This is a genomic window from Cryobacterium roopkundense (genome assembly GCF_014200405.1).
GTDB classification, from domain to species: domain Bacteria; phylum Actinomycetota; class Actinomycetes; order Actinomycetales; family Microbacteriaceae; genus Cryobacterium; species Cryobacterium roopkundense.
In genome coordinates, this window is sequence record NZ_JACHBQ010000001.1 from 3,349,701 (window position 1) to 3,369,221 (window position 19,521).

The following is a 19,521-nucleotide window of genomic DNA, read 5'->3' on the forward strand; positions in this document are numbered from 1 at the left end:
ACGAAACACTGCAAAGGTTTGCAGAATGTAGCCACGGCCCACAACCATGCGGGCCCGTACACAGGGTGGTGTTCAACATGGTCGTGACTATTCGCGATGTGGCCCGGGTCACTGGAGTGTCGATCTCCACGGTCTCCCGAGCGCTCGCCAACCCGGAGCAGGTCGCAGAGGCTACCCGCCTGCACGTGCAGGAGACAGCCCGCAGCATGGGATACCGCCCGAACCGTGCCGCCAGGGGACTCGTCACCGGTCGCACGGGCAGCATCGGTCTCGTCGTTCCCGACCTGGAAAACCCGTTCTTCGGCTCGATCTGCAAGGGCGTGCAGGCCCGCGCCCGCGCCGCAGGCTACGCGGTGTTCATCGCCGACACCGACGAAGATCCCCTCCTCGAAGACGAGGTGGTGCGCAGCCTGACCAAGCAGGTCGACGGCGTGATCCTCTGCTCCCCCCGCGGCTCCGACGAGGCCGTCGGTCGGGTCGCCGAAGACAGCTCGCTCGTGCTCGTCAACCGCACCCTGGCCGGCGTGCCCTCGATCACCTTCGACAACGGCGGCGGCGCCCGGGCCGTGATGAGGCACCTCGTGGCGCTCGGTCACCGAACGATCGCCTACGCGGCCGGCCCGATCACCTCGTGGTCGAACCGGGAACGCGACGTGGCCCTGCGCGAGTTCGCGGACGAGTCCGACGATGTCACCCTGATCGAACTCGGCAATTTTCCGCCGTTTTTCTCCGGGGGAACCCAGGCGGCAGACCTCGCGCTCGCGAGCGGCGCCACGGCCATCGTGGCCTTCAACGACCTGGTCGCCGCCGGGCTCGTCGACCGGCTGCGCCACCGCGGCATCAACGTGCCGACCGACATCAGCGTCACCGGGTTCGACAACGTGCCGATGTCCACCCTGGTCTGGCCCAACCTCACCACGGTGGACTTTCCCCGCATCCAGATGGGGCGCGCCAGTGTCGATGCCCTGCTGGACACAGTTCTCGGCCGGTCAACCGGACCACGACCCAACGTGGAGATCGCCGTCGAACTCGTCGTACGACAGTCGACCGGCGTCGTGCCGGCCGGCACCACAGCATCCGCTCAGTAGGCAGCACCTGCGTCAGCGTTCCCACAGCTTCCAGACACAGCCGTTTGGTCAGAACAGAAGGAAAGAAATCGAAATGAGAGCTTTCACCCGCACCTATGTCACAGCGGCAGTCGCCGTGGCAGCGCTCGTTCTCACGGGGTGCAGCGCACCGAACTCCGGAGCCGCGCCCGCCACGCCGGCGGCCAACGCCTCCGAGGTGCCCGACAAGCCGTCGGCACCCGTCACGCTGAACATCCTCGACGTGGCCGGCAACCAGAAGCTGACCGGCCCCATGGTCGACGCCTTCGTGGCGGCGAATCCCGACGTGATCTCCGCCGTCACCTGGGAGAGCGCAGGCGCTCCGGACCTCGTGGGGTCCATCAAGCCGCAGGTCGACAGCGGAAGCCTGTCCATCGACCTCGTGATGACCGGAACCGACGGCCTCGCCGCGGGCATCGGCCAGGACCTCTGGATTCCGCTCGTCACCGACTACGCCGACCGCCTGTCCAACCAGGCCGACTACATCGAACCCGCCGCGAACATGCAGGAAATCGCCGAGGGCTTCGGAGTCGTCACCACCTACTACCCCTCCGGGCCGCTGCTGCAGTACGACCCCGAGGTCGTAACCGACGTTCCCACGACGCCCGAAGAGGTGCTCGCCTGGGCTGAGGCCAACCCCGGCAAGTTCGGCTACGCGCGACCGGCCAACTCCGGCCCCGGCCGCACCTTTCTGCAGGGCCTCCCCTACATCCTCGGTGACTCCGACCCGACCGATCCCGTGAACGGCTGGGACAAGACCTGGGCCTACCTCAAACAGCTCGGCCTCACCATCAACAACTACCCCACCGGCACCGGGCAGGTCATCTCCAACATGGCCGACGGCACCTGGGCCATGATCCCCACCACCACCGGCTGGGACATCGAACCACGCGCCACGGCCAAAATGCCCGCGAGCATCGAGGCTGCCCCTTTCGACGACTTCACCTGGGTGACTGACGCCCACTACGCCGTCGTCCCGCAGGGCCAGACCGCCGACAAGATGTCCGCCATCCTACTGCTGCTGCAGGACATGCTCACCCCGGAGACCAACGCCATGGCGTACGACACCGGCTACTTCTACCCCGGCCCGGCCATCGAGGGCGCCACGCTCGACAAGGCACCCCAGGCCAGCCAGGACGTGATCGCCGAGTTCGGCCGCGACTGGTATGACGACCTGATCGAGGAGATGCCCAAGGCAGCTCCGCTCGAGCCTGCCGCTCTCGTGCAGGCGTTTGACATCTGGGACCGCGAAGTCGGCTCGGGAAAATTTGAGGGGCAGTAACTCATGACACGGTCGACCAACACATTTGACACCCTCGAACTGAAAAACGTCGGACGCAGCTTCGGCGGCCACAATGCGTTGGTCGACCTGAACCTCACGGTTCGGGCGGGCGAATTCATCGCCCTGCTCGGACCGTCGGGCTGCGGCAAGTCCACCGCCCTCAACTGCCTCGCCGGCCTCCTGCCGCTCACCCACGGTGAAATCCTGATCGACGGCAAGCGCATCGACGTGCTGCCCTCCGAGAAGCGCGACTTCGGCATGGTCTTTCAGAACTACGCCCTCTTCCCCCACCTCTCGGTGGAGAAGAACATCGCCTTCGGCCTGCAAATGCGCAACCTGCCCAAAGCGGATGTCGCCCGGCGAGTCGCCGACGGCCTCGCCCTCGTGAAGCTGCAGGAACAGGCCAAGAAGCTGCCGGGCCAGCTCTCGGGCGGCCAGCAGCAGCGCGTCGCCATCGCCCGCGCCGTCGTGCTCGAACCGCGCCTCGTGCTCATGGACGAGCCTTTGTCCAACCTCGATGCCAAGCTGCGGCTGGAGATGCGCACCGAGATCCGTCGACTGCACCAGTCCCTCGGGCTCACCACCATCTACGTCACGCACGACCAGGAGGAGGCTCTCTCGCTGGCCGACAGGCTCGTGGTGCTGCGGGAGGGACGGGTGCAGCAGATCGGCACGCCCGAGCAGCTGCACAACAACCCCACCAACTGGCACGTCGCCGACTTCATGGGGTACCGCAACATCGTCGACCTCCAGGTCGAATCCGTCGTGGGAGACCTCGCCAGGGTAACCGGCCGGGGCATCTCGATCATGGCGACCCTCGCCCAGCCGGCGGCCGTCGGCGACACCGTTCGCGTCGCCATCCGCCCGTCGGACCTTCTCGTGGCCGGGCCCGACACACCGTCGGGTCGCGACACCGTGCAGGCCACCGTGAACGTCGTCGAGTACCAGGGCCGCGAGTTCGCGGTCGAGGTCACCACCACCCAGGGCCAGAACCTCTTCGTGCACGCCTACACGGCGCTCGTTCCCGGTTCGACGGTGCAGCTCACCGTCGATCCGGCCCGAGCGCTCGTCTACCGTACGAGCCTCGACGGTGTCGCCGCGCCCCGGGAACTCTCAGTGGTGCGGTCATGACGTCCGCCACCAATACGGGCTCGCGGGCGCGGGGGTCGGCCAGCCTCAAGCACCGGCTGGCCGAACGCGGAGTCGACACGAAGCTCCTGCTGCTCGTGCCGGCCATCGTCTTCGCGCTGCTCTTGTTCGTGTATCCCTTCGCCTACGGCATCGGGCTCACCTTCCAGCCACTCGCCGGTACGCAGGATCAGTGGGGCGGCGGAATCTTCGCCAACTATGTGGCGTTCTTCAGGGACGACTTCATCTTCGACTCCGTCTGGCTCACTCTGAGGCTCGCCCTTCCCGCCGCGCTGTTCAACGTGCTCGTCTCCATCCCGATCGCCTTCAAGCTGCGCAGCAAGTTCCGCGGAAAGCGGATGCTGCAAACCCTGCTCGTGCTGCCCATCACGCTGGGTACCGTGCTCACCGCCCAGGGGCTGCTGATCTTCGCCGGACGCCAGGGCTGGCTCAACCGGTTCCTGCTGGAAAACGGCATCATCGACCAGCCGCTCCAGCTCGTGAACAACTACCTCGGCGTGATGCTGTCGCTGATCATCTCGGGCTTCCCCTTCGCGTACCTGCTCATCTCGTCGTACCTGTCCGGCATCGATCCCTCGCTCGAAGCCGCGGCGAAGACCCTCGGCGCCAACTGGAAGCAGCGCTTCCGCCGCATCACGCTGCCGCTGCTCGCGCCAGGACTGGCCACAACGTTCATCCTCACGTTCGTGCTCGCGTTCAGCGTGTTTCCGTCCGCACGACTCGTGGGTGACGCGTCCGGTGAAACCCGGGTGCTCGCGCTGATGGCCTACCGGGCGTTCTCTGAGCAGCTGGACTACAGCATGGCATCCACTATCGCAATGATGATGGGGGTGGTGGAACTCATCGTGATCGCGTTCGTGTTCCTGGGCCGCTCCTTCCTCTATAAGGGTTCAACGGGAGGGAAGGGCTGATGTCCAACTCACAGCTGACGTCCACACCAACACCGCAGGCCGCTCCACCCACCGAGGTGGTCAACATCGTCAAGAACCGCAATCGTGGCAAGCTCGCGCCCGGCGAGAAATCCCTCGTGGCCTCACCCGGCACCTGGTTTGTCTGGTTCGGCATCGCGGCCTTCTTCATCTTCCTGTTCGGCATCGTGCTCAGCGTGCTCGTGGACTCGCTCGGCAAGCCGTGGTTCAACACCTGGCTGCCGGAGAGCTTCACTCTGGGCTGGTACCAGGAGTCCTGGGCGCGATTCGACCTGACGCACATCATCGGGGTGACACTCCTGGTGGCCTTCTCCGTGATCGTGATCTCGGTGATCATCGGGGTGCCGGCGTCGTACGTGCTCGCCCGCAGCAACTTCCCGGGTAAGAAGCTCGTGATGCTGTTGTTCCTGCTGCCCATCCTGATCCCGCCGATCACCTTCGGCATCCCGCTCGCAACCGTGATGTACAACTTCGGCCTCGGCCGCACCGTGCTCGCCGTCATCCTGGTGAACCTCGTGCCGTCAGTGCCGTTCGTGATCATCACGATGACGCCGTTCATCGAGCAGATCAACCCGTCCATTGAAAACGCGGCCCGCATGTGCGGGGCCAGCATGTACCGCGTCTTCACCAAGATCCTGGCCCCCCTGTTGATCCCGGGAATCCTGGCCGCGAGCATCCTCGTTCTCGTGCGCACCGTCGGCATGTTCGACCTCACCTTCCTGGTGTCGGGTCCGAGCTCCGACACCCTGGTCGTGGCCATCTACCGCGCCATGACGAGCGCCGGCGGCGGCGAGTCCCGCCAGCTCATCTCCTCGATGGGCGTGATCTACACCGCCATGATGCTGCTCATTCTGATCATCGCCCTCCGCTTCATCAATCCGACCCAGCTGGTGGCCCAGGTCAAGGACTCCCGTGAAGACTGACCCGACCGAACGGACCGACACGACAGGGACGGCCAAGCGGCTGTCGCTCGAAACGGTGGGCGGCGAGCACCCGGGGCCGGCCACCGGCCCTCGCGTCGACCCGGCAACGCTCACGATCGGCATCGTGCACTTCGGAATCGGGGCCTTTCACCGGGCGCACCAGGCCGTCTTCACCGAAGACGCCGCCGCCGCCACGGGCGACACCCGGTGGGGCATCCTCGGGGTCACCGGGCGCACGGACTCTGTGGTTCGTCAGCTGCAGCCCCAGGACTGCCTCTACAGCGTGCTGCAGAAGGGTGCCGCCGCCACCTCGCTGCGCATCGTCGGCACGGTTCGCGATGTGGCCTGGCCGGCTCGGGACTCCCACAAGGTCGCCGCCACGCTGGCCCTGCCCACGACCCACATCGCCACCCTCACGATCACGGAAAAGGGCTACCTCCGTGCGGGGGACGGCATCGACCTGAGCCTTCCGGTCGTGCAGCACGACCTCGCCCTGATCGAGCGAGAACTGCTCGGCGAAGGGGGCCTGCCCGCTTCCGGCAGTCCGATCGGACTGCTTGTGCGTGGCCTCGCCCGTCGTTTCCGCAGCGGCGGGGAACCCTTCACCGTACTCTCGTGCGACAACCTCGTGAACAATGGCGCCATCGCCAGGGCCCTGGTGTTCTCGCTGGTGCAGGCGCTTGCGCCGAGCGCCGGGCGAGATGACCTGCTGGCCTGGCTCGGGGCATCCGTTTCGTTTCCGTCGAGCATGGTGGACCGCATCGCACCGGCAACAACGCCCGCCGACCGGGCAGAGGCCTTCGGAATTCTCGGCCTGCGCGACGAAGCGCTCGTGGTGGCAGAACCCTTCACCCAGTGGGTGATCGAGGACGACTTCGCCGGACCGCGACCCGAGTGGCAGCTGGCCGGAGCCATCCTGACCGCCGACGTGACACCGTACGAGCGCGCCAAGCTGCGCATCCTCAACGCGACGCACACCCAGCTCGCGTACCTCGGCGCGCTGTCGGGCCTGGCGACCATCGCGCAGGCGATCGCCGACCCGGCCCTCCGGGCGGCGGCCCGCGGCACGATTGACGGCGACATTCTGCCGACCCTCGATGTGCCGCTCGGGATGGACCTCGAGGAGTACCGCGACAGTGTTCTCGAGCGCTTCACCAACCCGAACCTGCCGCACACCACCCTTCAGGTGGGAATGGACGGTTCGCAGAAGCTGCCCACGCGCATCCTCGGTACCGTGGCCGACCGGCTCGCCGCCGGCCACACGCCAGGGGGGCTCGCCCTCACCGTGGCCGCCTGGATCACGTTCGTGACGTCGACCCTGGCCCCGCACGGTCCCGCCCTCGACGACCCGCTCGCCGCCCTGTTGCAGACGACAGCCGGGTCCGTCGACGCCGCGGTCACGGAACCGGCCGCTCTCGTGGACCGCTTCTTCGCCCTCGCGGAGGTCTTTCCGCCTGCCGTGGGCACGTCGGTCGCCTTCCGCGACGCCGTCGTGGCGCAGCTCGCCGCGGTGCAGCGCCTCGTAGGCCACTCCGGCTGAGGCTCGCGCCCGGAACACACCCGGCCCCGGTGGCCAATTCAGGTAATCCTCGGGCCGGGCCGGCGGCCTCCGCTCCCCGCTCTCACGGCGGATGCCGCGGGCCGCAGCTCAGCCGCCGAAGACGGTGCGCTTCAGGAAGTCGTTGCGGAACGTGTGCTGCGGGTCCATCCGCTCGGCGAGGTCCCGAAAATCGGCGAACCGCGGGTAGAGCGGTGCGAGGTCGGCGGCGCGCAGCTCGAACAGCTTGCCCCAGTGCGGGCGCGCGGCGAACGGCGCGAGCGCTGCTTCGATGAGCACGAGCACCTTCTCCACGGCCGCCTGCTCGGGCTTCCAGGTGAAATGCAGGCCGATGCCGTCGCGCCCCTGGTTGGCGCTCAGCCACAGGTCGTCGGCGGCCACCGTGCGCACCTCGCTCACCAGCAGCAGCGGCGTGATCACGCTCGACAGGCCGCGCATCGCCTCGATGGCCACCACGGCGTGCTCGCGGGGCACGAGGTATTCGCTCTGTAGCTCCGCTCCATTGCTCGGCGTGAACGCGAGGCGAAAGTGCGCCAGCCTGTCGTGCCAGGGGCCCCACGCCCCGAGCTGCTCGGTGCAGTTCGACCCCGAAATTCCGGGCAGCGGATGCCGCGGCACTGTCGCGGGCGATCCGCCGAAAAACTCGGGACGGCCGGTGAACGGCGCCCGGCTCTTCAACCACGCCTGCTCGACGGCGTCGCCGCTCCAGTCCGTGAACAGGCTCACGCTGTAGGCGGCACCCGTAACCTCATCAAAGTCGGCGAGCACCCGTGACCAGGGCAGGTTCTCAAACACGTCCTGGCGCACGTCGAACGTGGGCTCGATCGCCAGGGTCACCCGGGTGACGATACCGAGCGCGCCGAGCCCCACGACCATGCCGGCGAAGTCGGGGGTGACCTCCCGGGTCACTCTCATGAGCTCCCCCGAACCGGTCACGAGCTCAAGTGCCCGCACGGCGGTCGCGAGGTTGCCGTTGCGGTCGCCGGATCCGTGCGTGCCGGTGGCGATCGCCCCGGCTACCGAGATGTGCGGCAGGGACGCGAGGTTGTGCAGCGCGAACCCACGGCGCGAGAGTTCTTCGGCAAGCACCCCGTACCGGGTGCCGCCGCCCACGGTGACGGTCAAGGCCGCCTCGTCGATGTCCAGGTCAGCGGGGATACCCGCGAGGGAGACGAGCGTACCGGGAGTGTCCGCGCTGTCATTGAAGGAGTGCCGGGAGCCGAGCGCCCGCACCCTGTCTGCCGCGGCCACGGCCTCCTGCAGCTCGGGCACGGTGGCAGGGCTTACCAGGCGCACTGCCTCGTAGCGGTAGTTTCCGGCCCAGTTCAGTTCAGTAGTCACAATCCGCATCCTTGCCCGATCGAATATTAGGTGTTCACAACAACATAACCGGCCTGAGCCCCTTGACATCACCTCTGCATCGAATATGTTTGGAGACAGAACAATTCACGTACATCACCGGGAGCACTTAATGGCGAACCAGCCCACGCGCGACGACAAATTTTCCTTCGGCCTCTGGACGATCGGCTATAACGGCACTGACCCGTTCGGCGGCCCGACGCGTCCCGACCTCGACGTGGTCGACGCCGTCACCAACCTGGCCGAGCGCGGCGCCTACGGTCTCACCTTCCACGACGATGACCTGTTCGCCTTCGGCTCCACGGATGCCGCGCGCCAGAACCAGATCGACCGCCTGAAGGGCGCCCTCGCCGACACCGGCCTGATCGTACCGATGGTCACCACTAATCTTTTCAGCGCCCCGGTCTTCAAGGACGGCGGCTTCACCTCGAACGACCGCGCCGTGCGCCGCTTCGCGATGCGCAAGGTGCTGCGCAACATCGACCTCGCCGCCGAGCTCGGCGCGAAGACGTTCGTGATGTGGGGCGGACGTGAGGGCGCCGAGTACGACGCGGCCAAGGACATCCGCTCGGCACTCGAGCGCTATCGCGAGGCCGTGAACCTGCTCGGCGACTATGTCACCGACAAGGGCTACGACATGCGTTTCGCCATCGAGCCCAAGCCCAACGAGCCGCGCGGCGACATTCTGCTGCCCACGGTGGGGCACGCGATGGCGTTCATCACCACGCTCGAGCGACCCGAGATGGTGGGAGTGAACCCCGAAGTCGGCCACGAGCAGATGGCCGGGCTCAACTTCACGGCCGGCATCGCGCAGGCGCTCTACCAGGGCAAGCTGTTCCACATCGACCTCAACGGCCAGCGCGGCATCAAGTACGACCAGGACCTGGTGTTCGGGCACGGCGACCTGCAGAACGCGTTCTCCCTGGTCGACCTGCTCGAGAACGGCGGCCCCAACGGCGGCCAGTCCTACGACGGACCGCGTCACTTCGACTACAAGCCCTCGCGCACCGAAGACATCACCGGCGTGTGGGACTCCGTGTCGGCCAACATGCGCACCTACCTGTTGCTCAAGGAGCGCGCCGCGTCGTTCCGCGCCGACCCGGAGGTGCAGCAGCTGCTCGCCGCGAGCCAGGTCCCCGAGCTCTCGCAGCCCACGCTCAACCCGGGCGAAACCTACGACGACCTGCTCGCCGACCGCGCGTCGTACGAAGACTTCGATACGGATGCCTACTTCGGCGGCCACGGATTCGGCTTCGTGCGCCTGCAGCAGCTGGCCCTCGAGCACCTGCTCGGCGCTCGCTAGCCCATCACGAGCGGATGCCGCGGCGCCGGTGAGGCGTTGAGCCCAGTTCCGTCCCCGGCGCCGCGCACCTGTGGTCAGGCCGGCTCTGCGCCGGGGTCGAAGCGGTAACCCATGCCGGCCTCGGTGAGCAGGTACCGGGGTCTGGACGGATCCGGCTCGAGCTTCTTTCGGAGTTGCGCGAGGTAAAGACGCAAGTACCCGGTGTCGCTCGTCGCATGCGCACCCCAGACGGCGGTCAAGAGCGCCTGCTTGGTGACCAACTTGCCGGGGTTGCGCACCAGCACCTCAAGAATCAGCCATTCCGTCGGGGTCAAACGGATCGGCTCGCTGCCCCCCGCCTCGCTTCGCACGACACGTTTGCCGGGCAGATCGACCGTGATGGGGCCGAACACGATCACGGGTTCGTCTTCCAAGCCCGCCACCCGGCGGGTCAGCGCACGGATGCGAGCCAGAAGCTCGTCGATGGAGAACGGTTTCGTCACGTAGTCATCGGCTCCCCTGTCGAGCGCCTCCACCTTGTCACCGGATCCGCTTCGGCCGGAGACCACAAGAATGGGCACGCTGCTCCAGCCCCGAACAGCATCGATGACAGCGAGCCCGTCGAGTCTGGGCATGCCCAGGTCGAGAATCACCAGGTCGAAGTGGTGCTCGATCGCCGCGTTGAGCGCCTCTTCCCCGTCTCCCGCGGTGACGACGTCGTAGCCGCGGGCACCCAGCGTGATCCGCAGGGCACGGAGGATCTGCGGATCGTCGTCGGCAATCAGGAGTTTCATGTGGGTTCCTCGCTCGGTGGGGTGTCGGCGGCGGGCAGCGAGATCACCATGGTCAGGCCACCGCCGGGGGTGTCATCGGCTTCGAGAGTGCCGTGCATCCCCTCGATGAATCCCTTCGAGAGCGCGAGTCCGAGTCCGAGTCCGGACAGATTATCGGTGTCCCCGAGGCGTTGAAACGGCACGAAGACGTCATCCCGCCGGTCCGCGGGAATTCCGGGGCCCTGGTCACTGACCCGAATTTGCACGGTACCGGCAAACTGGCTCGCGGCCAGCCGCGCCGGCTTGCCGGGTGGGGAGAAGCGGATGGCGTTGGCCAGCAGGTTCACGACGGCCCGCTGCAAAAGTCCCGCGTCCGCGAGAACGAGCGAAACGTCGGGTGAGATGTCGAGTTCCACGCTGTCCGGCCCCAGATTCAGTTCGTCCAGTGCCGGGAGAACGATATCGAGCAGGTCGACGGGTCCGATGGAGATGGCCAGCTCCCCGGCCTGGAGTCGGCTGACATCGAGGAGATTCGTGACGAGCGCAGAGAGGGTCTCGAGGCTTTCCCCGGCCGTGGCGAGCAATTCTTTGCGGTCGGCCTGAGAGAGCTCAACCTCCGTGGAGCGGATGCCGCTGATCGCCGCTGTCGCTGCCGCGAGCGGTCTGCGCAGGTCGTGACCGACAGCGAGGAGGAGGGCACTACGCATGCGGTCAGCTTCCGCAAGGGGACCGATCCTGCTCGCCGTTTGGGCGAGATCGGTGTGTTCGAGTGCCGCGTCGATCTGAATCGCGATGACCGAGAGCAGGCGCCGCTCCGAGGCCTCTAAATCGGGTCCGTACAGCTCGAGCACAGCGCGGCTTCCCACGGGTACCGTCGTGGCTGGCGGCCCGTCACCGGGTTCGCCGTCGCTCGCGAGTGCCGTCGAGCCGGCGACGAGTCGCACCGCAGTGAGCCGAAATGCTTCCCGCGTCCTGGTGACGAGCGCGTGCAGCGCGTCCTCGCCCCGGAGCACGCTGCCGGCGACTGTGGCGAGCAGCGCCGACTCCGCGGCCGAACGTTGGGCGGTGCGCGATCGTCTCGCGGCCTGGTCCACGACGTAGCTCACGAGTCCGGCGTTGACGAGATAGAGAACGAGAGCGACAGCGTGGGTGGGTTCGGCGATGGTGATCGTGTGCACGGGGTCGACGAAAAAGTAGTCCAGTGTCAGGCCGGACAAGACAGCCGCAAACAGTGCCGGCCACAACCCACCGACCAGGGCGACGAGAACCACGAGGAGTTGATAGCTGAGGACATCACTCGTGATGGACTCGGTGCTACGGAGCAGCACGAGCGCCCAGGTCAGCAGCGGGCCGCCGACGATGGCCAGCGCAAAGCCGGCCATCCGGCGCCGCGCACTGAGAGCACCGCCCAGCCGAGGAAGCGTGAACTTGCCGCCGGCAGCGGAGTGGGTGACGATATGCACGTCGATGTCACCGGATTCCCGCACGATTGTCGCACCGATACCGGGTCCGGCCAGTGCTGCGGTGAGCCTGGCGCGCCTGCTCACCCCGATGACAAGTTGGGTGGCATTGGCGGCCCTGGCGAAGTCGACGAGGGCACGGGCCGTGTCGTTTCCGACCACCTGGTGATAACTTCCGCCGAGTTCTTCGACCAGGGCGCGTTGGGCCGCCAGCGCACCGGGATGCGGGGCGCTGAGACCGTCCTGGCTGATCACATGGGCGGCGACTAGTTCGCCCCCGGCCGATCGCGCGGCGATCCGGGCCCCGCGTCTGACGAGGGTTTCACCCTCCGGCCCGCCGGTCAACGCCACGACGACGCGTTCGCGTGCCTCCCATTTACTGTCGATGCCGTGTTCCGTGCGGTAGGCCTGCAGGGCGGTGTCTACCTCGTCGGCGAGCCACAGCAGGGCGAGTTCGCGGAGGGCGGTGAGATTGCCCAGGCGGAAGTAGTTCGACAGTGCGGCGTCGATTCGGGCAGCCGGGTAGACGTGACCTTCGGCCAGCCTGTCTCGCAGGGCCTGGGGCGCCAGATCGACGACCTCAACCTGATCGGCGCGTCGGAGCACGGAATCCGGCAGGGTTTCTCGCTGAGGTGCGCCAGTGATCTGCTCGACGACGTCGTTGAGAGACTCGATGTGCTGAATATTGACGGTCGAGATCACATCGATCCCAGCGTCGAGGATCGCCTCGACGTCTTGGAAACGCTTGGCGTGCACCGACCCCGGGGCATTAGTGTGGGCGAGTTCGTCGACCAGGGCGATGTCCGGCCGACGAGCGAGTACGGCCCCGAGGTCCAGATCGGTCAGCTCGACGCCACGGTGTTCGACCGTGATCCGCGGCACGACCTCGAGGCCTTCGAGCATCACGGCGGTCGCCGCCCGCCCGTGGGTCTCTACGACGGCGACGACCACATCTTTGCCTGCGTCGCGAAGGCGGCGACCTTCCTCGAGCATGGTGTACGTCTTGCCCACGCCCGGGGCCGCCCCCAGCAGCACCCGCAGACGACCGCGTTTCATCGCTCAGCCTTTCAGCCCGGCAAGGGCGCTGTTCAATTCGAGTACGTTGACGGTCGGTTCGCCCAGGTAGCCCAGGTCACGTCCCTGAACGTGGGATTCGACCAAGGCGCGCACGTCCGCTTCGGCAAGTCCTCGTTCGCGGGCGATTCGGGTCACCTGAAGCTCAGCATAGGCGGGGCTGATGTGGGGATCGAGCCCCGACGCAGACGCGGTGAGCGCGTCTGCAGGGATCTGCCCGGCTGCCGCGCCATCGGACTCCTCGATGGCCTTCGTCCGCTCGGTGATGGCTTGGATCAGATCCGCGTTTTCTGGCCCATAGTTGCTGCCGCTCGAAGCGGCCGCGTCGTAGCCGTCCCCGGCGGCTGACGGACGTGGCTGGAACCACTGCGGCAGTGGAGCGCCGTCCGCATCAGAGAAGGACTGCCCGATCAGGGTCGACCCGACCGTTGCGCCGCCGACGGTCATCAGCGAACCGTTCGCCTGTGACGGCAAGGCGAGCTGGCCGATGGCGGTGATGGCGAGGGGGTAGCCGAGCCCGAGCCCGACAGTGAAGACGAGCATGGCGCGGATGGCGACCCAATAGGGCCGGGCCGCTGTGCGTGGCGAGCTCATGGTGTGGTGTCCGTTTCCGTTGTGGGGTGAGTCATGGGGTGCCTAGAATCCGGGGATCAGGGAGACCAGGAGGTCGATCAGTTTGATACCGATGAACGGGGCGATGACGCCGCCGAGGCCGTAAATCAGCAGGTTGCGGCCCAGAATGCTCGACGCGGCGGCCGGTCGGTACTTCACGCCGCGGATCGCGAGCGGAATCAGCGCAACGATGATGATGGCGTTGAAGATGATCGCCGACATAATCGCCGACGCCGGGGAATTCAGCTGCATCACGTTGAGCACCGCCAGCCCAGGGAACACTCCGGAGAACATCGCCGGGATGATCGCGAAGTACTTGGCCACGTCGTTGGCGATCGAGAAGGTGGTCAGCGCCCCGCGCGTGATCAGGAGCTGCTTGCCGATACGTACAACGTCGATGAGTTTGGTCGGGTCGGAGTCAAGGTCGACCATGTTGCCAGCTTCTTTCGCCGCGCTCGTGCCCGTGTTCATGGCCACTCCGACATCCGCTTGGGCGAGCGCCGGGGCGTCGTTCGTGCCGTCGCCGGTCATCGCCACGAGGTTGCCGCCTTCCTGCTCGCGGCGGATCAGGGCGAGTTTGTCTTCAGGTGTCGCCTCGGCCAGGAAGTCGTCGACGCCGGCCTCCGCGGCGATGGTTTTCGCTGTGAGGGGGTTGTCGCCCGTGACCATGATGGTGCGGATGCCCATGGCCCTCAGCTCGGAGAATCGCTGGGCGATCCCTTCCTTGACGATGTCTTTGAGGTAGATCAGTCCGAGGATGCGGCGGGTGCCGTCGGCATCGCCCGATGCCACCACGAGCGGGGTGCCGCCCACGCCGGAGATCCTCTCGACCTGTTCGCCGAGTTCGGCCAGGACCGTGCGTGCAGCGGGAGCGGATGTCTCGACCCATGCGATCACGGCCGACCCGGCTCCCTTGCGAATCTGGGAGCCGTCGGGCAGGTCGACGCCGCTCATGCGGGTCTGCGCCGTGAAGGGCACGATGTCCCCCGCGAGTGCCCCTTCGTGGCGAAAACCGCTCTCGGCTGCCAGGTCGACGATCGATTTTCCCTCCGGCGTCGGGTCGCTCAGCGACGACAGCGCCGCCGCCCGCATGAGGTCCGCCACGGTCACTCCTACCAATGGGGTGAATTCCCGAGCCTGTCGGTTGCCGTAGGTGATCGTGCCGGTCTTGTCGAGGAGCAGGATGGTGACGTCCCCCGCGGCCTCGACGGCGCGACCGGACATGGCCAGCACATTGCGCTGCACGAGCCGGTCCATGCCGGCAATGCCGATCGCCGAGAGCAACGCGCCGATCGTGGTGGGGATGAGGCAGACCAGCAGGGCCACGAGAACGGGAAGGCTCACCGCCGCGGCAGAATAGCCGGCAATCGGATTGATGGTGAGTGTGACGATAACGAAGATGATGGACAGGCTCGCCAGCAGGATGTTCAGGGCGAGCTCGTTGGGGGTCTTCTGCCGAGACGCGCCCTCGACGAGGGCAATCATGCGGTCGACGAAGGTTTCGCCCGGTTTACTCGTGATGCGCACCACGATGCGGTCGGAGAGCACGCGAGTGCCTCCGGTGACGGCGCTGCGGTCGCCACCGGATTCCCGAATCACCGGCGCCGACTCACCGGTGATGGCGGATTCGTCGATCGAGGCGATGCCCGACACGATGTCGCCGTCTCCGGGAACGAGTTCGCCGGCGACGACCACGACGACGTCGCCCAGAGTGAGGTCGGCGGAGGAGAGCTCAGTTACAGTGGCCCGCTCGGCCGCGGCATCCGCTGCTGGGTCGTAGCCTTCGACGCGGTGGGCGGTGGTACTCGTGCGGGTCTGGCGCAGGCTGTCGGCCTGGGCCTTGCCCCGCCCCTCGGCCACCGACTCCGCCAGGTTCGCGAAAACGACGGTAAGCCACAGCCAGACGGCGATCCCCACTGTGAACGACGCAGGGACTGCCGCTCCCCCGGAAGCACGCGGTCCACCGAGAAACGGCTCGGCAATGGCCAAAGCCGTCGTCAGGGCGGCGCCGATTTCGACGATGAACATCACTGGATTGCGCCACATTTGCCGAGGGTCGAGCTTGCGGAATGCGCCGGGCAGAGCGGCGACGAGCTGGGCGATGCTGATCGCGCCTTTCGGCGCGGGGCGGTGGTGCCCGTGTTCGGGCGGCTTCGCTGAAGCGGATGTTTCGGTGAGAGTTGTCATGGGAGTTACTGCAGCCCTTCCGCCAGGGGTCCTAGCGCGAGTACGGGGAAATAGGTCAGTGCGGTGATGATGATCGTGACTCCGATCAGCAAGCCCACGAATTGCGGCCGGTTCGTGGGCAGCGTGCCGGCCGTCGCAGGCACCTTGTCCTGGGCGGCGAGAGAGCCGGCCAGCGCCAGAACGAACACAATCGGCAGGAATCTGCCGAGGAGCATCGCGACGCCCAGGGCGGTGTTGAACCACGGGGTGTTCGCGGTCAGCCCGGCGAAGGCTGAGCCGTTGTTGTTGGCGGCGGAGGTGAACGCGTAGAGCACTTCGGAGAGGCCGTGCAGCCCGGGGTTCCAGATCGACGTGCCCTCGACATCCGCTCGCACCGCGGGGATCGCGAAGCTCAGCGCCGTTCCAGTGAGCACGAGCGTCGGCGTGATCAGGATGTAGAGGCTCGCGAGCTTGATCTCCCGCGGGCCGATCTTCTTTCCGAGGTATTCCGGGGTACGCCCCACCAGGAGTCCTGCCACGAAGACGGCAATCACGGCGAGGATGAGCATTCCGTAGAGCCCGGAGCCGACGCCGCCGGGGGCGACCTCGCCGAGCATCATGTTGAGCATCGGCATCATGCCGCCGAGCGCCGTGTACGAGTCGTGCATGGAATTGACCGCGCCGGTCGATGTGAGGGTGCTCGTGGTTGCGAAGAGAGTAGACCCGGCGATACCGAACCTGGTCTCCTTGCCTTCCATCGCGCCGCCGGCGAGGCCGGGTGCGGTTCCGGCACCGTTCAGCTCGAAGATCGTCAGGGCGGTCAGTGAGACCACGAAGATGGTGGCCATCGTGGCAAGGATCGCGTAGCCCTGCTTCCTGTCACCCACCATGGTGCCGAAGGTGCGGGGCAGGCTGAAGGGGATCGCGAGCATCAGGATGATCTGGAACAGGCTCGTCCACGCCGTGGGGTTTTCGAACGGATGCGCCGAGTTCGCGTTGAAGAAGCCGCCACCGTTCGTGCCGAGCAGCTTGATCGCCTCCTGGGAAGCGACCGGGCCGCCGGGGATGGACTGCACTCCGCCGCTCAGGGTCGCCACATCGGTGAAGCCGTTGAAATTCTGAATCACTCCGCCGACGATCAACACAATCGCGGAGACAATCGCGAGCGGCAGCAACAGCCTGAGGATGCCGCGGGTCAGGTCGACCCAGAAGTTGCCGATCGTTCCCGTGCGTGTGAGGGCGAAGCCACGCACGAGGGCGATGGCCACAGCGATCCCGACAGCGGCGGAGACGAAGTTCTGCACGGCCAGACCAGCGATCTGCACCGAATAGCCCATCGTCACGTCCGGTGAATAGGACTGCCAGTTCGTGTTCGTGACAAACGACACCGCAGTGTTGAACGAGAGACCCTCCGGGATCGCCGGAAAGCCGAGGGAGTAGGGCAACACCGCCTGGGCACGCTGGAGCGCGTAGACGAACAACACACCGACCGCCGAGAATGCGAGCACCCCGCGCAGGTACGACTGCCAGGTCTGTTCAGAGCGTGAATCCACGCCGACCAGCCGATAGAACCCCCGCTCGATCCTGAGGTCGTGGGTGCTGGTGTTGATCGTCGCCATGTAGTCGCCGAGCGGCCGATACAGGGCGGTGAGAACGACGGCCAGGGTGAGCACCTGAAGGATCGCGAGCCAGATGTCCACTAGAACCGCTCCGGCTTCACGAGTGCGAGCACGAGATAGCCCACAGCGGCCACGGCCAGAACCGCGGCCACGATGTCAAATACGATCACAGCTTCGCCACCCCCCAGGCCACGACAGCGATCAGGGCGAAAACGGCGATGATGCCGAGAACATAGACCAGGTCCAACATGAAACAACTCCATCCGTAGGCCGACGATTCGTCGTGTCAGCTGGCGCTCCCCTCAGGGAGCACCAGCTGATTAGACACCCGAATCTCGGGCTGTGGGAGGAAACAAACGATTCCCTAACGCCGCGGGCGAAAACCCTCACGCTTTCCTGCTGCCCCCACCCGCCGGTCGAGCCCCACCCGCCGGTCGAGCCCCCACCCGCCGGTCGAGGCGCGACGAAGGAGCGATCGAGACCTCGTGAGGTGATCTTCGTGCGCGGTGTGCGCTGGCAATAATGTCTCGCGAGGTCTCGATCGCTCGTACCTCGCGCCTCGACCAGCGGAGGCAGGGCCTCGATCGCTCGTACCTCGCGCCTCGACCAGCGGAGGCAGGGCCTCGATCGTTCGTACCGCGGGATGTTCGCCTCAGGAGAAACGGCGGGCCGGCGACGACCGGTCTGTTCGGTCGTCGCCGGGTGGCCGTTATCGCTTGTAGTGCGGGCCGTCGTGGCCTTTCGGTGTCGGGACCGGCGGTCGCCCGCCTCGTCGCGGAGTTCTCCTCGGATCGACACTGGCCGGTGGGATGAAGTACACCACGTTGTCTCTGACCACCACGTCCCAGCCCTCGCGGTGGATCCTGTGGTGGCACGCACTGCAGAGCATGACGCAGTTGGCTTGATTTGTGGGTCCGTCATGCGCTTTGTACCAACGAATGTGGTGACCCTCCGCATAGCTCGGCGGCCTGTTACAGCCCGCCGTGGCGCACCCGCCGTCCCTCTCGATGGCGGCGAGCTTTTGCGCCGTTGTGAAGAGCCGTTTTCGGAGGCCGAAGTCGAGAACCTCGCTCTTGCCGCCGAGGACCATCGGGATCAAACACGCCTCCGCCGCCATCCGTCTGGCCGTCCCGGCGGAGATCGGCTGTTCGATCCCGTCCAGCTGGGCCTCCCCGAGCCCGGTCTGCAGGGATTCGAGGGTCATCCTCACGATGATCGTCGTGTGATCCAGGGCCCCGATCCCCTCCGTGCAGGAGAGGGCGTGACGCACGATGTCAATGAAGGCATCGAAGTTCAGTTGCGGCATCGTGCGCCCATCGCCGATGATCTCGTGGTTGTCGCCGCACCCGTCCGGGTCGTCTTTCGCTTCAAACCGCGGTTTGCGCAGTTCCGCGCTGGTCATCCCGTCGATCGCGGTGTCCAGGTACGCCGCTGACACCGGGTCGGCGTCGAGCACGTAGCGTTTCATGCCGTTGGGCAGCACCATCCGCTTCAACCCCCGCCGCGACACGAGTACCTCTTCACGGGGTTCCACCCCATCCACGTCGAGGGCGTCCCGGTAGCGAATCGACAGCTTCCGCACCGAATCGACCGGGTTGGTTACCGCGAACTCCACCAGCTCTTTCTCCGCCGCGTCGAGGTCTTCGGTCGTCGCCCGAGGGGCGGCCTGCTCGAGGTTCGCGGTGATATACAGCGCCGAATCCACGGTGAGCTCCCCGGCATTGACTGCCCGGGCGACCTCCGCGTACTCCGGTGGCAGGTGCTCACCGATCAGGCTCATCCGGGGCTTCGTCGCCTTCCCCACCCTCACCAACCGCCCGGCCTCAGCCATCGAGATGTGACCGATATCGGTGAGGGCGGCGGCGGCGTTTCGGTTCCCGGTTCTGGCGGCGATGCCCGAGTCGTGGTCGAAGCGGTCGTCCAGCTCACCCGCTGCTCGAACCAAAAGGGCCTGCGCCTGTCTCACCACCTCGAAATTCGAGTTCAACACGGCCAACAAACCCCCGTCGGTCATCCGCTGCAGGTCCAACCCTGCGTTGGGTTCCTCCTCCGAACAGACTCCACCGCCCAAGGAGTGAGAGTACGTATCGGCGAGTGCCGCCGTACTCTCCACGAGAAGGTCCGTTGAAGTGGTCATGGCCTAATTTTCCCAGCGACCACCGACATTCACGGGCCCTAAACAGCCCTGATCGGGCCATTCTGTGGAAAACTCCCCAAGATTCTCACCTG

Annotated in this window: 15 protein-coding genes; 7 read left to right on the forward strand and 8 right to left on the reverse strand. The window is 66.4% G+C overall.

Annotated features, from left to right (window positions below; all coding sequences use genetic code 11):
* Positions 1-77: 77 nt before the first annotated feature.
* The 6 genes from BJ997_RS15630 (at position 78) to BJ997_RS15655 (ending at position 6,929) form a co-directional block, all read left to right on the forward strand.
* Positions 78-1,088 (forward strand): LacI family DNA-binding transcriptional regulator, encoded by a 1,011-nt coding sequence (locus tag BJ997_RS15630; RefSeq protein WP_183323597.1) that lies wholly within the window; start codon positions 78-80, stop codon positions 1,086-1,088.
* A gap of 73 nt (positions 1,089-1,161) precedes the next feature.
* Positions 1,162-2,388: an extracellular solute-binding protein gene (locus tag BJ997_RS15635; protein WP_035838392.1), complete on the forward strand. Its 1,227-nt coding sequence runs from the start codon at positions 1,162-1,164 to the stop codon at positions 2,386-2,388.
* A 3-nt stretch (positions 2,389-2,391) separates the two neighbouring features.
* Positions 2,392-3,519: an ABC transporter ATP-binding protein gene (locus tag BJ997_RS15640; RefSeq protein ID WP_035838390.1), complete on the forward strand. Its 1,128-nt coding sequence runs from the start codon at positions 2,392-2,394 to the stop codon at positions 3,517-3,519.
* Positions 3,516-4,448: an ABC transporter permease gene (locus tag BJ997_RS15645; RefSeq protein ID WP_035838388.1), complete on the forward strand. Its 933-nt coding sequence runs from the start codon at positions 3,516-3,518 to the stop codon at positions 4,446-4,448. The genes BJ997_RS15640 and BJ997_RS15645 overlap by 4 nt, the downstream gene beginning before the upstream one ends.
* Entirely contained in the window at positions 4,448-5,389 is a 942-nt protein-coding gene (locus tag BJ997_RS15650; protein WP_084141509.1) for an ABC transporter permease, read from the forward strand. Before BJ997_RS15645 ends, BJ997_RS15650 begins: the two co-directional genes overlap by 1 nt.
* Entirely contained in the window at positions 5,379-6,929 is a 1,551-nt protein-coding gene (locus BJ997_RS15655; RefSeq protein ID WP_236629083.1) for a mannitol dehydrogenase family protein, read from the forward strand. Before BJ997_RS15650 ends, BJ997_RS15655 begins: the two co-directional genes overlap by 11 nt.
* A 108-nt stretch (positions 6,930-7,037) precedes the next feature.
* On the opposite strand, the gene BJ997_RS15660 is transcribed toward BJ997_RS15655, so the two are convergent.
* The gene (locus tag BJ997_RS15660; protein WP_035838386.1) at positions 7,038-8,297 is read right to left on the reverse strand and encodes an FAD-binding protein; all 1,260 of its coding nucleotides are present in this window, start codon (positions 8,295-8,297) and stop codon (positions 7,038-7,040) included.
* Positions 8,298-8,418: 121 nt separating this feature from the next.
* Here BJ997_RS15660 and xylA point away from each other — a divergent pair, with 121 nt between their 5' ends.
* Positions 8,419-9,609: a xylose isomerase gene (xylA, locus tag BJ997_RS15665; protein WP_035838384.1), complete on the forward strand. Its 1,191-nt coding sequence runs from the start codon at positions 8,419-8,421 to the stop codon at positions 9,607-9,609.
* 74 nt (positions 9,610-9,683) lie between these two features.
* On the opposite strand, the gene BJ997_RS15670 is transcribed toward xylA, so the two are convergent.
* The 7 genes from BJ997_RS15670 to BJ997_RS15700 form a co-directional block, all read right to left on the reverse strand.
* On the reverse strand, positions 9,684-10,382 hold the full coding sequence (locus BJ997_RS15670) for a response regulator (RefSeq protein ID WP_035838382.1): 699 nt from the start codon (positions 10,380-10,382) through the stop codon (positions 9,684-9,686).
* Positions 10,379-12,877 carry a sensor histidine kinase gene (locus BJ997_RS15675; RefSeq protein WP_035838380.1) on the reverse strand — a complete coding sequence of 833 codons (2,499 nt, stop codon included), beginning with the start codon at positions 12,875-12,877 and terminating at the stop codon, positions 10,379-10,381. The genes BJ997_RS15670 and BJ997_RS15675 overlap by 4 nt, the downstream gene beginning before the upstream one ends.
* Before the next feature lie 3 nt (positions 12,878-12,880).
* On the reverse strand, positions 12,881-13,489 hold the full coding sequence (gene kdpC / locus BJ997_RS15680) for a potassium-transporting ATPase subunit KdpC (RefSeq protein WP_035838378.1): 609 nt from the start codon (positions 13,487-13,489) through the stop codon (positions 12,881-12,883).
* A 42-nt stretch (positions 13,490-13,531) separates the two neighbouring features.
* Positions 13,532-15,694, reverse strand: a complete 2,163-nt coding sequence (gene kdpB, locus BJ997_RS15685; RefSeq protein ID WP_035838376.1) for a potassium-transporting ATPase subunit KdpB — start codon at positions 15,692-15,694, stop codon at positions 13,532-13,534.
* A gap of 5 nt (positions 15,695-15,699) precedes the next feature.
* On the reverse strand, positions 15,700-17,373 hold the full coding sequence (gene kdpA, locus BJ997_RS15690; RefSeq protein ID WP_035838374.1) for a potassium-transporting ATPase subunit KdpA: 1,674 nt from the start codon (positions 17,371-17,373) through the stop codon (positions 15,700-15,702).
* Complete coding sequence (kdpF, locus tag BJ997_RS21975; RefSeq protein WP_152602300.1) at positions 17,373-17,462, reverse strand: K(+)-transporting ATPase subunit F; 90 nt, start codon at positions 17,460-17,462, stop codon at positions 17,373-17,375. Before kdpF ends, kdpA begins: the two co-directional genes overlap by 1 nt.
* A 539-nt stretch (positions 17,463-18,001) precedes the next feature.
* Entirely contained in the window at positions 18,002-19,429 is a 1,428-nt protein-coding gene (locus tag BJ997_RS15700; protein WP_183323599.1) for an HNH endonuclease signature motif containing protein, read from the reverse strand.
* Positions 19,430-19,521: the final 92 nt, after the last annotated feature.

Coding starts and splice junctions, on each gene's coding strand:
- BJ997_RS15630 (WP_183323597.1), top strand. CDS start 78: ATGGTCGTGACTATTCGCGATGTGGCCCGGGTCACTGGAGTGTCGATC.
- BJ997_RS15635 (WP_035838392.1), top strand. CDS start 1,162: ATGAGAGCTTTCACCCGCACCTATGTCACAGCGGCAGTCGCCGTGGCA.
- BJ997_RS15640 (WP_035838390.1), top strand. CDS start 2,392: ATGACACGGTCGACCAACACATTTGACACCCTCGAACTGAAAAACGTC.
- BJ997_RS15645 (WP_035838388.1), top strand. CDS start 3,516: ATGACGTCCGCCACCAATACGGGCTCGCGGGCGCGGGGGTCGGCCAGC.
- BJ997_RS15650 (WP_084141509.1), top strand. CDS start 4,448: ATGTCCAACTCACAGCTGACGTCCACACCAACACCGCAGGCCGCTCCA.
- BJ997_RS15660 (WP_035838386.1), bottom strand. CDS start 8,297: ATGCGGATTGTGACTACTGAACTGAACTGGGCCGGAAACTACCGCTAC.
- xylA (WP_035838384.1), top strand. CDS start 8,419: ATGGCGAACCAGCCCACGCGCGACGACAAATTTTCCTTCGGCCTCTGG.
- BJ997_RS15670 (WP_035838382.1), bottom strand. CDS start 10,382: ATGAAACTCCTGATTGCCGACGACGATCCGCAGATCCTCCGTGCCCTG.
- BJ997_RS15675 (WP_035838380.1), bottom strand. CDS start 12,877: ATGAAACGCGGTCGTCTGCGGGTGCTGCTGGGGGCGGCCCCGGGCGTG.
- kdpC (WP_035838378.1), bottom strand. CDS start 13,489: ATGAGCTCGCCACGCACAGCGGCCCGGCCCTATTGGGTCGCCATCCGC.
- kdpB (WP_035838376.1), bottom strand. CDS start 15,694: ATGACAACTCTCACCGAAACATCCGCTTCAGCGAAGCCGCCCGAACAC.
- BJ997_RS15700 (WP_183323599.1), bottom strand. CDS start 19,429: ATGACCACTTCAACGGACCTTCTCGTGGAGAGTACGGCGGCACTCGCC.